The sequence below is a fragment of the Luteibacter jiangsuensis genome (assembly GCF_011742555.1).
Taxonomy (GTDB): Bacteria; Pseudomonadota; Gammaproteobacteria; order Xanthomonadales; family Rhodanobacteraceae; genus Luteibacter; species Luteibacter jiangsuensis.
Map to the genome: position 1 here is coordinate 272126 of NZ_JAAQQR010000003.1, position 14849 is coordinate 286974.

The 14849-nt window shown below is 67.0% G+C and carries 14 protein-coding genes and 1 pseudogene; 11 read left to right on the top strand and 4 right to left on the bottom strand.

The window, feature by feature from the left end; all coding sequences use genetic code 11:
• Positions 1–28 precede the first annotated feature (28 nt).
• Positions 29–1060 (top strand): L-glyceraldehyde 3-phosphate reductase, encoded by a 1032-nt coding sequence (gene mgrA, locus HBF26_RS08005; protein WP_167124845.1) that lies wholly within the window; start codon positions 29–31, stop codon positions 1058–1060.
• Positions 1061–1067: 7 nt separating this feature from the next.
• On the opposite strand, the gene HBF26_RS08010 is transcribed toward mgrA, so the two are convergent.
• From HBF26_RS08010 to HBF26_RS08020, 3 genes are all read right to left on the bottom strand, one after another.
• Positions 1068–1931, bottom strand: a complete 864-nt coding sequence (locus HBF26_RS08010; RefSeq protein ID WP_167124847.1) for an ion transporter — start codon at positions 1929–1931, stop codon at positions 1068–1070.
• Positions 1932–2428: 497 nt separating this feature from the next.
• Positions 2429–2698, bottom strand: a complete 270-nt coding sequence (locus HBF26_RS08015) for a hypothetical protein (protein WP_167124849.1) — start codon at positions 2696–2698, stop codon at positions 2429–2431.
• Between the two features lie 58 nt (positions 2699–2756).
• Entirely contained in the window at positions 2757–3398 is a 642-nt protein-coding gene (locus HBF26_RS08020) for a TetR/AcrR family transcriptional regulator (protein ID WP_167124851.1), read from the bottom strand.
• 93 nt (positions 3399–3491) lie between these two features.
• On the opposite strand from HBF26_RS08020, the gene HBF26_RS08025 reads away from it, so the two are divergent.
• The 7 genes and pseudogenes from HBF26_RS08025 to HBF26_RS08055 all read left to right on the top strand — a co-directional run.
• Positions 3492–4157, top strand: a complete 666-nt coding sequence (locus HBF26_RS08025) for an O-methyltransferase (protein ID WP_167124853.1) — start codon at positions 3492–3494, stop codon at positions 4155–4157.
• A 31-nt stretch (positions 4158–4188) separates the two neighbouring features.
• A complete protein-coding gene (locus tag HBF26_RS08030) occupies positions 4189–4638 on the top strand; it encodes a helix-turn-helix transcriptional regulator (RefSeq protein ID WP_167029001.1) in 450 nt (149 codons plus the stop codon).
• 33 nt (positions 4639–4671) lie between these two features.
• Positions 4672–5085 carry a VOC family protein gene (locus HBF26_RS08035; RefSeq protein ID WP_240151254.1) on the top strand — a complete coding sequence of 138 codons (414 nt, stop codon included), beginning with the start codon at positions 4672–4674 and terminating at the stop codon, positions 5083–5085.
• 142 nt (positions 5086–5227) lie between these two features.
• On the top strand, positions 5228–5938 hold the full coding sequence (locus HBF26_RS08040; RefSeq protein WP_167124855.1) for a DUF3348 family protein: 711 nt from the start codon (positions 5228–5230) through the stop codon (positions 5936–5938).
• A gap of 10 nt (positions 5939–5948) precedes the next feature.
• A complete protein-coding gene (locus HBF26_RS08045) occupies positions 5949–7826 on the top strand; it encodes a coiled-coil domain-containing protein (RefSeq protein ID WP_167124857.1) in 1878 nt (625 codons plus the stop codon).
• Positions 7823–8473 (top strand): OmpA family protein, encoded by a 651-nt coding sequence (locus tag HBF26_RS08050; protein WP_167124859.1) that lies wholly within the window; start codon positions 7823–7825, stop codon positions 8471–8473. Before HBF26_RS08045 ends, HBF26_RS08050 begins: the two co-directional genes overlap by 4 nt.
• Positions 8451–8894 (top strand): annotated as a pseudogene (locus tag HBF26_RS08055) (DUF2894 domain-containing protein); the annotation flags it as partial. The gene HBF26_RS08050 and the pseudogene HBF26_RS08055, both read left to right, overlap by 23 nt.
• Positions 8895–8914: 20 nt before the next feature.
• Here HBF26_RS08055 and HBF26_RS08060 read toward each other — a convergent pair.
• Complete coding sequence (locus HBF26_RS08060) at positions 8915–9853, bottom strand: LysR family transcriptional regulator (protein WP_167124863.1); 939 nt, start codon at positions 9851–9853, stop codon at positions 8915–8917.
• A 106-nt stretch (positions 9854–9959) separates the two neighbouring features.
• Here HBF26_RS08060 and HBF26_RS08065 point away from each other — a divergent pair, with 106 nt between their 5' ends.
• From HBF26_RS08065 to HBF26_RS08075, 3 genes are all read left to right on the top strand, one after another.
• Positions 9960–10820 (top strand): aldo/keto reductase family oxidoreductase, encoded by an 861-nt coding sequence (locus HBF26_RS08065; protein WP_167124865.1) that lies wholly within the window; start codon positions 9960–9962, stop codon positions 10818–10820.
• A gap of 98 nt (positions 10821–10918) precedes the next feature.
• Positions 10919–14014: a response regulator gene (locus HBF26_RS08070; protein ID WP_167124867.1), complete on the top strand. Its 3096-nt coding sequence runs from the start codon at positions 10919–10921 to the stop codon at positions 14012–14014.
• Entirely contained in the window at positions 13987–14844 is an 858-nt protein-coding gene (locus HBF26_RS08075) for a CheR family methyltransferase (protein WP_167125503.1), read from the top strand. Before HBF26_RS08070 ends, HBF26_RS08075 begins: the two co-directional genes overlap by 28 nt.
• Positions 14845–14849 lie beyond the last annotated feature (5 nt).

Below are 14849 nucleotides of genomic sequence, written 5' to 3' on the forward strand. Positions count from 1 at the left end.
CCGTCCCCACATCCCAGCGGAGCCCCCCATGACCTACCAGGCAGCCTCGGATCGTTACGACAACCTCATGCCCTATCGCCGCTGCGGACGCAGCGGCATCGACCTTCCCGCCATCTCGCTCGGCCTGTGGCAGAACTTCGGCGGTGCCGACGTGTTCGAGACGGGCCGCGCCATCCTGCGCCGCGCCTTCGACCGGGGCGTGACCCATTTCGACCTCGCGAACAATTACGGCCCGCCGTATGGCTCGGCGGAAGAGAACTTCGGCCGGGTGATGGCGAGCGACTTCGCGCCCTACCGCGACGAGTTGATCATCTCCACGAAAGCCGGCTGGGACATGTGGCCGGGCCCCTATGGCGGCATCGGCGGCAGCCGCAAGTACCTCATCGCCAGCCTGGACCAGTCGCTGAAGCGCATGGGCCTCGACTACGTCGACATCTTCTATTCCCATCGCGTGGATCCCACGACGCCACTCGAGGAAACGATGGGCGCGCTTGCGCACCTGCACCGGCAGGGCAAGGCGCTGTACGTGGGTATTTCCAGCTACTCCCCGGAACTGACCCGGCAGGCAGCGGCCATCCTCGCCGACGAGCGTGTGCCGCTGTTCATCCACCAGCCGAACTACTCCATGTTCAACCGCTGGATCGAGGACGGCCTCCTCGACACGCTGGAAAGCCTCGGCACCGGTTGCATCGCGTTCTCGCCGCTGGCGCAGGGTCTGCTCACGTCGAAATACCTCGGCGGCATCCCGGCCGACGCTCGCGTGACCCGCGAGGGTTCGCTCGGCAAGACGCAGTTGAACGAGACGAACCTCGCGCGCGTCCGCGCCCTGAACGCCATTGCGGAGCGCCGCGGCCAGACGCTCGCGCAGATGGCCATCGCGTGGGTGCTTCGCGATCCGCGCGTCACCTCGGCGCTCATCGGCGCCCGCACGGTCGCCCAGCTCGACGATTCCCTGGGCGCCCTGCGCGGGCTGGCCTTCTCGACAGAGGAACTGGCCGAGATCGATCGCTACGCGAGCGACGGCGGAACGGATCTCTGGAAGGTATCGGCGGAGCTCTGAGCCGCGCTTACACGGAAGTGTCGAGCACGGCACCGCAGCGGCGGCAGAACCTTGCATCCGCTTCGTGCTCGTCGCAATGGCAAACGCCGCAGCGTGCGTGGGTTCTCGCCTCGCGCATGCCTGCGGCAAGCTCGGCGGCGAAGATGCCCGTGGGTACCGCGATGATGCTGTACCCGACCAGCATGATCACGGACGTGAGCAACTGTCCAAGCACGGTGTGTGGCGTGATGTCGCCGAATCCCACGGTGGTCATCGTCACGACGGCCCAGTACATGGACGTGGGTATGCTAGTGAAGCCATGTTCCGGCCCCTCGATCACATACATCAGGGCACCGAAGATCATGACGAGGGTGAGGATCGCGCACACGAAAACCAGAATCTTGTGCCGGCTGCGCGCCAGCGTGGACACGAGCAAGTGCGACTCGTCGACATAACGGTTGAGCTTGAGTATGCGGAAGATGCGCAGCATCCGCAGCGCCCGTATCACCAGCAGGTACTGGCTCCCGGCGAACAGCAGGCTGAGGTACGCCGGAAGCAGGGACAGCAGGTCCACGCAGCCGAAGAAACTCCGCATGTACCTGACCGGCCGGTTCACAACGGCGATGCGCAAGACGTATTCCACACTGAACGCCGCCGTGAACAGCCATTCCAGGACGTAGAACGTGCGGGCATAGCCGCCATGAAGCGCAGGCACCGAATCGAGGATCGTCACCAGCACACTGGCCAGGATGGCGACAATGAGGACGACGTCGAACGCGCGGCCAGGCGCGTCGTCGTGGCCGAAGATGATATGAAACCACCGGGACCGCCAAGGGGCTCCTTCCGCCGGGCCATAAGGCAGTTCCTCCGTGCTGTGTGACGCTCCGCTCATATGCGATCGCTTCCTCCTGGAGGGTGCCACGGCATCATAAGCCACGGGCACGGCCCCGGTTCCCCGATACGGAATAGGTGCCTTGATGCGACATGGCGATCACCGGCGCCATGGCTGCCGGCGGGCATTCGTGTTCCGTATCGCAATTGGTGAGGAGCAGGGTGCGCACGCGCCTGTGGCGACCTTCCGCGCTTGAGTCGCCGGGTGCCTGCCTTTGCAGGCATGACGATATGGCGGCAAGAAGACCGACCCCGATCCCCACGAAATACGAGTACTTCGTGCTCTGTGTGGGAGCCGGCTTCGCCGGCGATTCCGCGGCAGCGGGTGAGCTTGCCACGAGCACCCATCGCCGCTGAAGCGGCTCCCATAAGAGCGCGATGCGACGGTTTCGCAGCGTCCCCACCTACCGTCGTGCCTGCGAAAGCAGGCACCCAGCGCCTCGGTCGGCAAGATGCGAGAGCACACCGTTGGGAGAGTCGAAGCATGAGCCGATGGAGTTATCGGTCGCTGCCCCGCACCGGATGCGCGATGCGGTAATGCTCGTCGGCGTTGAAGAAAACCACGTGATTGGCGTCTGCCACGGCCTGATCGCGGCCGACATGCCGCACGTAGACGCCGCGGTAGGGAAAGACGAGGTACGTCGCGGCGGCGCATTCCTCCGGTCCGCGGTGCGCGCATCCGCCATGGCAGACCATGTTGCGCACGGACACGCTCGCCGTATCCAGCGAAGCGCTGACAGTCAACTCGTTCGTGTCGGCTTGCGGCATCGGAGGGCCTCCGCCGCGAGCCTAGCATGTGGGTGTGTGCCGCGCTCCGATACCCGGATCAGCCGCCCGGACGGGATCGCAGGTCGGCGAGATAGGCGCACACCATGTCCGCCATCGCGTCGGCATACGTTTCGATTTCCTCGTCGCTGCGCGGTCGTTCCGAGAACTCCTTGCCCACGGCGCTCAGCGTCGTCTTGAGCAGGTCGCCGACAAGGGCCCGAACCGATGCCGGAGTGTCGGGCAGCGCTTCCGCCATGAAGTCGGCCACGATACGCGCGCCGGCGGCGCGCACCTCGTGCGCCTCCGGCGCGTCGCGATAGAGCGGCGCGGCATCGTTCAGCGCCACACGCATGTCGGCTTCTTCGCATTCCGAACGGACGAAGGCGTGAACCAGCGTGCGCAATCGCTGCGGCGGCGATTGCGACGTGTCCTCGAGAATGCCCCGCAGCATGTCCGTGGTCTGACGCCACTCGTCGCTCTGCAAGCGGAAGAGGATGGCGGCCTTGTTCGGAAAGTACTGGTAAAGCGAACCGACGCTCACGCCGGCCTTCTCGGCAACCCGTGCCGTGGTGAAACGTTGCGCACCCTCTGCCGCCAGAACCTGAGCAGCCGCCTCGAGCACCGCGGAAACCAGATCGTTCGAGCGGGCCTGTTTCGGCTGTTTTCGCGAGGAAATAAGAGGATTCGGTCTCTTGGCCATGGGGGTCCCGGCAATGCGAATAGGAAACCTGACGAATCCGTCGCATTCTACTTCGGCCGGCACTTCCTCGTATTCCGACTGGAGCACGTTCCCATGACCATCCTTTCCTCCGCGCCCCTGGCGTCCCTGCTCGACCGCCTGTTCGAGGAGGCCGATGCCAACTCGCCGATGGCGGTGCCCTCCATTGCCGCCATGCCCCGCGACGAGCACGAGCGCCTGATGCGCAGCAAGACCGACTACGCCGAATTCTATGGACGGCTGAAAGACTTCCCCCTTGCCGTGTCGCGATCCACGGGCCGGCTCCTCTACATGCTTGCCCGCGGTTGCGGGGCGCGCAGCATCGTGGAGTTCGGCACGTCGTTCGGCATTTCCACCATCCACCTGGCTGCCGCGCTGCGCGAGAACGGTGGCGGGCGGCTGATCACCAGCGAGTTCGAGTCGTCCAAGGTGACGCGCGCCCGCGGCAACCTCGAGGCTGCCGGGCTCATGGATCTCGTGGAAATCCGCGAGGGCGACGCTTTGCAGACGCTGGCGACGAACCTCCCCGAGACCATCGACCTCGTGCTGCTGGACGGTGCGAAGGCGCTCTATCCCGAGATACTGGATCTTCTGGAAAGCCGCCTCCGCCCCGGTGCGTTCGTCGTCGCCGATAACGCCGATTACAGCCCTGACTACCTGGCGCGCGTGCGCTCGGTGGACGGCGGCTACATGTCGCTGCCGTTCGACGAGGACGTGGAAATGTCGATGCGACTCGGTTGAGCCGACCCGGCTGGCGTGACACGATTCGTGCATGTCCAGCCGGCCCGCCACCGCCCAACACCTGCGCGATCTTGCCCGTCTTCGCCGCGTCCGCGACCGTATCGATCGCGACTATGCGCAGCCGCTCGACGTGGAAGCGCTGGGCCGTGCCGCGGGCATGTCGGCAGGCCACCTGAGCCGGCAATTCCGGCTGGCGTATGGGGAGTCGCCGTATTCGTACCTCATGACGCGGCGCATCGAGCGTGCCATGGCGCTATTGCGTCAGGGCGAACTGAGCGTCACCGAGGTTTGCTTTGCTGTCGGTTGCGCATCGTTGGGAACCTTCAGCACCCGTTTTGCCGAACTGGTAGGCGTGCCGCCAAGTGTCTACCGGGCGACGGAAGCGCGAGCCACGGAAGGGTTGCCCGCCTGCGTGGCGAAGCAGGTGAGCAGACCCGTCAGGAATCGAGAAGCGCCCATCGAGGAGTCAACCGTAGACTGATCGCCGTGGAATTCGCCACGCATGGGAACACTCATGATGGATATCAGCATCTACTCCAGCTTCCTTCCGCAGGTCGACCCCGAAGCTTCTCTGGCCTTCTACCGCGACACGCTCGGCTTCGAGGTGCGCAAGGACGTCGCCTATGGCGGCATGCGTTGGATCACGGTGGGCCCCAAGGGCCAGCCGGACACATCCATCGTCCTGCATCCGCCCGGCGCGACCCCTGGCCTCACCGACGACGAACGCCGCACCATCTCAGAGATGATGGCCAAGGGCACGTACGCCATGATCATTCTCGCGTCGCGCGACCTGGATGCTACCTTCGAGCGCATTCAGGCGACGGGCGCGGAAGTGGTGCAGGAACCGACCATGCAGCCTTACGGCATACGCGATTGCGCCTTCCGCGATCCGGCCGGTAACCACGTGCGCATCAACGAAGTGACGTAACGCGCAAGGCGTGGCTCGCGACGATCACCCAGCCGCGGCTGGCCCTCCTGGTGGGATGCGCCATGGTGCTACATGAACGGCCCCGGCGGGGTGAAGCCGGCAATACCGTGTAAAATCGCGGTTTTGTCTCAATAAGTTAACCGTGCAAGCTCTCCAGCGGACGACCGTCCGCGGCCCGACCTTCATCCGCCTGCTCGCGCGCCTCACGGCCGTCGAGGCCGGGGCATCGGGTCCGTCCCTGCCCGACCGGCTCAGCCGGTGGCTGGACTGGACCCACGCCATCGCGCTCTCCACGGCCCTCGACGGGCGTACGCCCCCGGCGCCGGACGACGTCCCCCCGTTCGAGAGCCGGGAGGACGCCGAGTGCGCGCGTGCCCGGGCCACGCTGGTGAAGGCGATCGAAGGCGCACGGGAGCTGGCGCCCCGGGCGGCGAGTCGCTCCGGCAAGGTCGACGCGCTCGCGGACTTCGCGCCGTTCCGGCAGCGCTACCTCACGCTCCAGCGATCGATGCAAGGCACCACGGGGCAGCTGCGTGGCCGCCTGCGCGACATGCTGGCGCAGGTTTCGCCGTCCATGGCCCGCCTGGCCGAGGTGGATGCGGTCATGGAGATGGCATTGAGCCCCCGCGAACAGAAGCTGCTGGCCACGGTGCCGGCGGTGCTCGGCGACCACTTCGACCGGCTGCGTCGTGCGGGCGAGGCGGAAGCCGCCTCCCTGGAAGAGGGCACGGTGCCTTCGCAGGACAGTTGGCTGGACAGGTTCCGCGGCGACATGCGCAGCGTGCTGCTCGCCGAGCTGGACGTACGTTTTCAACCGGTGGAAGCGCTGCTCGCCGCGCTTCGCACCCGCTAATCGGGTAGTCATGGTCAAGAATCTTCTCTACATCGCCGTTTTTGTCGTGGGCTTCATCGCCGTGGGCTGGATCGGAGTGGGCTATGTCGGCTCCAACCCGCTCGGCGCCCTCGTCGCGGCGCTCATCGGCGCCTGCTATCTCGCGGGCGCCGTGGAACTGCAGCGATACCGCCGCGCCACGCACACGCTGCGCGACGCACTGGCTGGCCTGGACGACGTGCCGCCCACGCTCGGACCTTGGCTGGAGCGCCTGCACCCGAGCCTGCGCAGCCCTGTGCGCCTGCGCATCGAAGGCGCGCGCATGGCCTTGCCCACGCCAGCAATGACGCCCTACCTCGTCGGCCTCCTCGTGCTGCTGGGCATGCTCGGCACGCTCCTCGGCATGATGGCCACGCTACGCGGCACCGGCGTCGCGCTCGAAAGCGCCACCGACCTGCAAGCCATTCGCGGCTCGCTCGCCGCACCCGTGAAGGGTCTGGGCTTCGCCTTCGGCACATCGATTGCCGGTGTCGCGAGTTCCGCGATGCTCGGCCTGCTGTCCGCGCTTTGCCGCCGCGAACGTCTGCTTGTGGTGCAGCGTCTGGACGCACGCATCGCCACGACCCTGCGTCCCTATTCGCAGGCCCACCAGCGCGACGAGGCGTTCAAGCTGTTGCAGCAGCAGACCGCCTCGCTGCCCGTGCTGGTCGAGCGGCTGGAAGCGATGATGGCGGCGATGGAGCGGCAGAACCTCTCGGCCAGCGAGCGCCAGCTGGCGAACCAGGAAGCTTTCCACTCGCGCACGGAAGCGGTGTACGCGCGCCTTGCGTCGTCGGTAGAGCAATCGCTCCGCGACAGCGTGACCGAGAGCGCCCGTGCGGCCGGCGCGGCATTCCAGCCCGTCGTGGAATCGACCATGGCCGCGCTCGCTCGCGAAACCGCTGCCTTGCACGACACCGTGACCCAGTCCGTGCAGCGCCAGCTCGACGGTCTGTCCGGGCATCTCGACGCGTCGTCGCGGTCGGTGACGGGCGCATGGAAGGACGCCGTCGCCGAGGCCACCGTGGTGTTCCGCGAAGGCGGCGCCTCGATGCTCCAGGCCGTGCAGCAGTCCCAGGCGAATCTCGAGGCGACTCTCGCCGCACGCGACGCCGAACGGCTGGCCGCATGGACGGATGCCCTCGCTGCCACCGCGGCGGAACTCAATGGGCGCATCGACCGCTCCGGCGAAGAAGCGGCCAACCGCCAGAAGGAGATCTGCGACACCCTGGCACGCACGGCCGCCGAGGTGGCGGAACGCACGCAAGCGCACGCGAGCCATACGATCGCGGAGGTGTCCCGACTGGTGGACGCCGCGACGGAAGCGCCGCGCATCGCGGCCCAGGTGGTTGCGGAGCTTCGCGAGAAGCTCTCCGAGAGCATGGTGCGCGACACGGCGATGCTGGAGGAACGCAGCCGCCTGCTTGCCACGCTGGAAACCCTGCTGGACGCCGTGAACCACGCGTCGACGGAACAGCGCACCGCCGTCGATGCGCTGGTGGCCACCTCGGCCGATCTGCTCGACCGCGTGGGCTCGCGTTTCGCGGAGCAGGTGGAGGCCGAAACCGGCAAGCTCGCGAACATCGCTGCCGGCATCACGGGCAGCGCCACCGAGGTGGCGAACCTCGGCGAGAGCTTCGGCGCGGCCGTCGAGGCCTTCGGCAAGTCCAACGAGTCTCTCATGGAGCGCCTGGACCGCATCGCCGGCGCGCTCGACGCCTCGCTGGCGCGCAGCGACGAACAGCTTGCGTACTACGTGGCGCAGGCGCGCGAGGTGGTCGATCTCAGCGTGCTGTCGCAGAAGCAGATCATCGAAGACATGCAGCGACTCGGCAGCCGTCCCGAGACGGCAGGAACCGACGCGGCATGAGCGACGAACTGGAGATGGAAGGTGAGGCCGGCGTACCCATCTGGGCAGCCTTCGGCGATCTGATGTCGGTGCTGCTGGGCACGTTCGTGCTCATCCTCGTGGGCGTGATCGGCGTGCAGCTGCAGCTGTCGCACCGCCTGGACGAGGAAGTGAAGCAGCGACAGGCCGAGCAGCAGCGCCGCACGTCGCTGGAACAGGCCCTGGCCGCACCGCTGGCAGCGGGCCGGGTCACGCTGGTGGACGGGCGTATCGGCATTCGCGGCAACGTGCTCTTCGCGTTGAACTCCGACCAGCTCCAACCGGAAGGCCGAGAGCTGTTGAAGAGCCTGGCCGGTCCGCTGACACGCTACCTCACGTCGCGCGACGAGATCCTGATGATCAGCGGATTCACCGACGACCAGCAGGTGCACGACGGCAACCGGCACTTCGCCGACAACTGGGAACTCTCCGCCGAGCGTGCGCTCACGGTGACCCGCGCCCTCGTCGCCGAAGGCGTGCCGGCGTCTTCCGTGTTCGCGGCCGCGTTCGGTTCGCAGCAGCCGGTGGACTCGAACCAGAACGAAGAAGGCCGCGCGAAAAACCGTCGCGTCGAGATCGCGCCCATCCCGAAGCCTTCCGACACCGCCGCGACGTCCCATGGCCCGTGAGCAGGACAAGGCCGGCACGTGCGCGGAGCGGCCACGCGGCCCGCTCGGCCGTCTCGTCGACGAACTCGCCGGCTCGGCACAGGCCTCCGCGTACCCCGAGCTGCCGGCGTTGGGCGAGTTCCAGAAGATCTGGTCGCGCGTCCGCGCCGAGAGCCAGCTTCGGCAGTCGCTCGAAGACACCCCCGAGAACGCGGGCCCGCTCAATTCCAGCGCACTCGTGCACCGGTCGATGGCCCTGATGCGCGAGACCGCGCCGGGCTACCTCCGCCATTTTCTTTCCTACATCGACGACCTGTCCTGGCTGGAGCGGCTGGGCGAAGGCAAGGCCGCCGTGACCGCTACGGGCCAGACGGCGGCAAGCATCGGAAAGCGGCCAAAGAGCCCCAAGGCCCGAAAGTCTCGCGCGAAGCCGCCGGGCTGATCGCCGAACTGGCGCGCGTGCTAGCGCGCGGTGGCGTTCGCTTTCCCGTCGCCGGCGTCGAGCGTGCCCGACCGGACGAATTCCACGAACGCACGCAAGGGCGAGGGAAGGTGCTTGCGGCCCGGATAGTAGAGGAAGGCCCCTTCGAACGTCTGGCACCAGTCGTCCAGCACGGTCACCAGCGCGCCGCTGGCCACCTCCGGCGCCAGCCAGTCGTCGAACAGGTGGACGATGCCCAGGCCCGCCACGGCGGCCTGCACGGCGAGGTCGAATGCCGCGCCGGTGCGCACGAGCAACGGGCCGGGCGCATCGACACGGATCACCTCGCCGTCGCGCTCGAACTCCCATGGCGGCGTTGCGCCGCCGGAGAACTGGCCGCGCAGGCAGGCATGTTGCAGCAGGTCGCGCGGATGCCGCGGGACGCCGTGTGCCGCCAGGTATGAAGGCGCCGCCGCGGTGATCAGGCGTTGCGCGCGCGGCCCGATGGGCAGGGCGATCATGTCCTGCTCCAGGCGTTCGTCATAGCGGATACCCGCGTCGCAGCCGGCCGCGATGAGATCGACGAAGCTGTCTTCCACCACCACCTCCAGCCGTACGTCGGGATATCGCCGGAGGAAAGGGACGGCGATGGGCGCGAGCACCGTGCGTGCGATGTTGGCGGGCACGTTGATGCGCAGGGTGCCGGCGGGGCGGTCGCGATAGAGGTTCACCACGTCGAGCGCCGCCTCCACCTCGCCGAGGGCCGGTACCAGGCGTTCCGCCAGCCGCGCCCCCACTTCCGTCGGCCGCACACTGCGGGTGGTGCGATGGAGCAGTCGCACGCCCAGGCGAGTTTCCAGACGGCGCACGGCCTCGCTCAGGCTGGAAGCCGACATGTCCCCTGTGCGCGCGGCTTCGCGGAAGCCCCCGGCGCGCAGGACGGAGAGGAAGGCGAGAAGGTCCTGGGGATCGGCGTTCATTGTTCGGTATTCCGTACAACCCGTGCCGATTCCACCGGATTATCGAGCGACGGGTCAATCCCTATCCTCTGTGGCGTCCAACCCACATCATCTTCTGGAGACGCACATGAGCAGCTTGAGCAAGGCGGGTACGTACACCCTCGGCGACCGCGCCGTGAATCGCATGGGCTATGGCGCCATGCAGCTGGCCGGGCCCCAGGTGTTCGGGCCGCCGAAGGATCACGCGGGTGCCCTGGCCGTGCTCCGCGAGGCCATCGCCGCCGGCGTGAACCACATCGACACCAGCGACTTCTATGGCCCGCACGTCACCAACCGGATCATTCGCGAGGCGCTCGCCCCCTATCCGAAAGAGCTGACCATCGTGACGAAGGTGGGAGCGGTTCGCGGCGACGACGCCTCGTGGTTGCCGGCCCTCGAGCCGCATCAACTGGAACAGGCTGTCCACGACAACCTGCGCAACCTCGGGGTCGACGTGCTGGACGTGGTGAACCTCCGGCTCATGGGCGATATCCACGCGCCCAAGGAAGGCTCCATCGAAGCGCAGTTCGCCACGCTGGCCGCGCTACGCGAGAAGGGGCTCATCCGTCATCTCGGCCTCAGCAACGCCACCCTGACCCAGGTGAAGGAAGCCCAGGCCATCGCGCCGGTGGTCTGTGTGCAGAACCAGTACAACCTGGTGCAGCGTGGCGACGACGCCATGATCGACGCGTTGAACGGTCTGGGGATCGCCTACGTGCCGTTCTTCCCCCTCGGCGGTTTCTCGCCGCTGCAGTCGGACGCGCTCAACGCCGTGGCGGCAAAGCTGGGCGCCACGCCCATGCAGGTGGCGCTCGCATGGCTGCTGCAACGTTCGCCGAACATCCTGCTGATCCCCGGCACCTCTTCCGTGGGACATCTTCGCGAGAACCTCGCCTCGGCGGAGCTGGTCCTGTCGGCGGAAGTGCGGGCGGAACTGGAGACCATCTGATCGATCCGGGCCGGCGGCGCAGCGCCGGCCCGCTCATCCACAAGGTCTTCACATGCCGCTGGGCTTAAATTCACGGTTGCCTTCAGCCAGCGAAGACCATGGATTCCCATCTCCGGACGCGTGACGGTGTCGTCCTTGCCACCGTAGCGCTCATTTTGCTGTCGACCCTCGTGGCGGACGCCGTTACGCCCCTGGGCTACGCGGTCTGGTGCCTCTATTTCATTGCGGTGGGGCTGACGCTCTTCCAGCGCCGCCTTGCCTTGCCCTTCATGACCGCCGCCGTCGCCACAGCGTTCGTGATCCTCGGCATGAAACTGTCGCCTGACGGCGCGAGGTCCGGTTACTCGTTCGTCAACCGGTTCATCGGCGTGATTTCGGCCTGGGCCATGGCGGCTGTGGTGTGGCAGGCCTTGCGGGCTCGCGAAGGTGCCACCCGCCTGTTGTGGTTGCAGGAAGGCCAGACGGCCCTGGCCGCGGCCTTGCGCGGCGAGCAGACGCCGCAGACCGTGGCAGCGAACGCCGTGCGCGCGCTTGCCGCTCGGGTCGGCGCTGTCGTGGGCGCCCTGTACCGAGTGGAGGGCGACCGGCTGGTGCTCGCGGGAGGCATGGCATTGCACGGTGGCCAGCCGAAGTCGTTGCCCTTGCACGAAGGGCTGCTGGGCGAAGCGCTGGCACAGAACGGCGTTCGCCGCCTCGACAACCTGCCCGGCGACTATCTGCCGCTCGCCTCCACGCTGGGGCAGGGCAAGCCCGTGGAAGTACTGCTCATGCCCGTCACGGCCGACGGCGTGCCGATGGGGGCGATCGAACTCGGTCTGCTCGACGCCGACGATCCTTACCTCGCCCGCGAGGCGCTCCTGGAACAGAGTGCGGAAGTGGTCGGGATAGCGATGCGCACCGCGCTCTTCCGCCAACGCCAGGCCGAGTTGCTCGAGGAAACGCAGCGTCAGAGCGAGGAACTGCAGACGCAGCAGGAAGAACTGCGTGTGGCCAACGAGGAACTCGAAGAGCAGAGCCGCGGACTGCAACAGTCTCAGGCCTCGCTGGAAGCGCAGCAGGCCGAACTGGAGCAGACCAACGTGCAGCTCGAAGAGCGTACGCACGAACTAGAGGCGCAGCGGCAGGCCCTGATCCGGGCCCAGACGGAACTCACCCGCAACGCCCGCTCGCTCGAGGCCACCAGCCGCTACAAGTCCGAGTTCCTGGCGAACATGTCGCACGAACTCAGAACGCCGCTGAACAGTTCGCTGATCCTCGCCAAGCTGCTCGCCGACAACAAGTCCGGCACGCTCACCGAGGAACAGGTGAAGTACGCCCAGGCCATCCACGCGTCCAACAACGACCTGCTGGCGCTGATCAACGACATCCTCGACCTGTCCAAGATCGAGGCAGGCCACGTCGAGTTCGCCGCCGAACCTGTGGCCATACCGGCGGTGATGCAGCGTCTGCGCGAAACGTTCGAGCCGCTCTGCCGCGAGAAGAGGCTGGGCCTCGTCATCGAGCAGGCGGTGGGCGCGCCCGACGAGCTGACCGGCGACATGCAGCGCCTTCAGCAGATCCTGAAGAATCTGCTCGCCAACGCCCTGAAGTTCACCGAGGTGGGCCAGATATCGCTGCGTATCGAAGGTGCGGGCAATCGCATTCGTTTCGTGGTGTGCGACACCGGCATCGGTATTCCGGCCGACCAGACCGAAGTGATCTTCGAGGCTTTCCGCCAGGCTGACGGCAGCACCAGCCGTCGTTTCGGCGGCACCGGGCTCGGGCTTTCCATCTCGCGCGACCTCGCGCGGCGCATGGGCGGCGACATCACGGTGGCGAGCGAGCCTGGGCGCGGCAGCTGCTTCACGCTCGACGTGCCGCTGGAGCCGCCGGCCGACGATGTGGCACCGCGCGCGGTGTCGCCGGTCGCGACGCCGCCCGTGCCGGTCTCCGGCCCGAGCGAAACCGCCGTGTCCGCAGTCGCTCCGGCATCGGAGCCGGCCTCGCTCGTGCCCGACGACCGCGCAGGGCGTTCACGGCCTGGCAGGTTGATCCTCGCCGTGGAAGACGATCCCGTGTTCGCCGAAGCGCTGGTGGGACTGGCGCACGAGCTGGATTTCGACTGCGTCGTGGCCGGCACGGCCGACGAGGCGCTGCGGCTCGCCGCCGACATGGGACCGAGCGGCATCCTGCTCGACATCGGCTTGCCGGACGTTTCCGGACTCAGCGTGCTCGAACGCCTGAAGCGCGACCCGGCCACGCGGCATGTGCCCGTGCACGTGGTGTCGGCGATGGAGCGCTCGCAGGTGTCCCTTGAGCTCGGCGCCGTCGGCTACCTGCTGAAGCCGGCGAGCCGCGACAAGCTTGCCGCTGCCATCCGCCAGCTGGAGGAACAGCATCAGCGCGTGGTGCGGCGCCTGCTCATCGTCGAAGACGACGAGCAGCTCCGCGCCAACCTGAAGCTCCTGCTGGCGAGCCACCAGCACGAGATCGTCGCGGTGGGCACCATCGATGCCGCACTGCGCGAACTCACGACGTCCACGTTCGACTGCATGGTGACCGATCTGGCCCTTCCCGACGGCACGGGTTACGACCTGCTCGAACGCATGGCCGGCAGCGACGCCTTCGCCTTCCCGCCGGTCATCGTCTACACCGGGCGCTCGCTCACGCGGGACGAGGAACAGAAGCTGCGCCGCCATTCGAAGAGCATCATCATCAAGGGCGCCCGCTCGCCCGAGCGTCTGCTCGACGAAGTAACGCTCTTCCTGCACAGTGTCGAGGCCTCGCTGCCTTCCGACCAGCAGCGCCTGCTCAAGGAGGCACGCCAGCGCGACGCCATGCTCGACGGCCGCACTGTGCTCCTCGCCGAGGACGACGTGCGCAACGTCTTCGCGCTCACGAGCGTGCTGGAACCGCTGGGCGTGAAGCTGGACATCGCGCGCAACGGCGTGGAAGCCCTGGAACGGCTGACTGCCAACGAGCCCGACCTCGTGCTGATGGACGTGATGATGCCGGAGATGGACGGCCTGACCGCCATGCGGCACATTCGTGCCGACCCGCGCTGGAAGAACCTCCCCATCATCGCGCTGACCGCGAAGGCCATGGCCGACGACCGGGAGTCGTGCCTGCAGGCAGGTGCCAACGATTACATGGCCAAGCCGATCGACATCGACAAGCTGGTGTCGCTCTGTCGCGTATGGTGTTCGCGGAGATGACCGACGACGCCACCGAACTGTTCGACATCGAGCTGAAGCTTCTGCTCGATGCCGTGTACATGCGCTACCACTACGACTTCCGCGGATACGCCATGAGCTCGCTGCGGCGGCGCATGCGCCATGCCATGGGGCGGTTCGACTGCGAACGCATGAGCGACCTGCAACATCGCATCCTGCACGAGCCTGCGTTCTTCGCCGACGCCATGCAGTACTTCACCGTGCAGGTTTCGGAAATGTTCCGCGATCCGGCGTATTTCCTCGGCCTGCGCGAGCAGGTACTGCCGGTGCTGAAAACCTATCCGTCGATCAAGGTATGGGTGGCCGGTTGCAGCAGCGGCGAAGAAGTGTGGTCGCTGGCCATCCTGCTCGCGGAGGAGGACCTGCTCGACCGGTCCGTGATCTACGCCACGGACATCAATCCGGAAGCGCTGGCGAAGGCGGAACACGGTACCTTCGCCGCCGACCGGATGCCGCTTTTCAGCCGTAATTACCTCGCCGCGGGCGGGCGCGGTTCGCTGTCCGACTACTACACCTCCGCTTACGGCAACGCGATGTTCGACCGCCGGCTGAAGAAGCAGATGGTCTTCGCCGACCACAGCCTGGCGACGGATTCCGTGTTCTCCGAAGTGCACCTGGTGTCGTGTCGCAACGTGCTCATCTACTTCAATCGCGAACTACAGGACCGGGCCGTGGGACTGTTCCGCGAAGCGCTCGTGCGCAGGGGCTTCCTCGGGCTGGGCGGAAAGGAATCGCTTCAGTTCGGCGCCCATGCCGATGCCTTCGAACCCTTCGTGGCGAACCAGCGCATTTACCGGAAGGTGGCGCCGTGAGCGCG

Coding starts and splice junctions, on each gene's coding strand:
- mgrA (WP_167124845.1), top strand. CDS start 29: ATGACCTACCAGGCAGCCTCGGATCGTTACGACAACCTCATGCCCTAT.
- HBF26_RS08010 (WP_167124847.1), bottom strand. CDS start 1,931: ATGAGCGGAGCGTCACACAGCACGGAGGAACTGCCTTATGGCCCGGCG.
- HBF26_RS08015 (WP_167124849.1), bottom strand. CDS start 2,698: ATGCCGCAAGCCGACACGAACGAGTTGACTGTCAGCGCTTCGCTGGAT.
- HBF26_RS08020 (WP_167124851.1), bottom strand. CDS start 3,398: ATGGCCAAGAGACCGAATCCTCTTATTTCCTCGCGAAAACAGCCGAAA.
- HBF26_RS08025 (WP_167124853.1), top strand. CDS start 3,492: ATGACCATCCTTTCCTCCGCGCCCCTGGCGTCCCTGCTCGACCGCCTG.
- HBF26_RS08030 (WP_167029001.1), top strand. CDS start 4,189: ATGTCCAGCCGGCCCGCCACCGCCCAACACCTGCGCGATCTTGCCCGT.
- HBF26_RS08035 (WP_240151254.1), top strand. CDS start 4,672: ATGATGGATATCAGCATCTACTCCAGCTTCCTTCCGCAGGTCGACCCC.
- HBF26_RS08045 (WP_167124857.1), top strand. CDS start 5,949: ATGGTCAAGAATCTTCTCTACATCGCCGTTTTTGTCGTGGGCTTCATC.
- HBF26_RS08050 (WP_167124859.1), top strand. CDS start 7,823: ATGAGCGACGAACTGGAGATGGAAGGTGAGGCCGGCGTACCCATCTGG.
- HBF26_RS08060 (WP_167124863.1), bottom strand. CDS start 9,853: ATGAACGCCGATCCCCAGGACCTTCTCGCCTTCCTCTCCGTCCTGCGC.
- HBF26_RS08065 (WP_167124865.1), top strand. CDS start 9,960: ATGAGCAGCTTGAGCAAGGCGGGTACGTACACCCTCGGCGACCGCGCC.
- HBF26_RS08070 (WP_167124867.1), top strand. CDS start 10,919: ATGGATTCCCATCTCCGGACGCGTGACGGTGTCGTCCTTGCCACCGTA.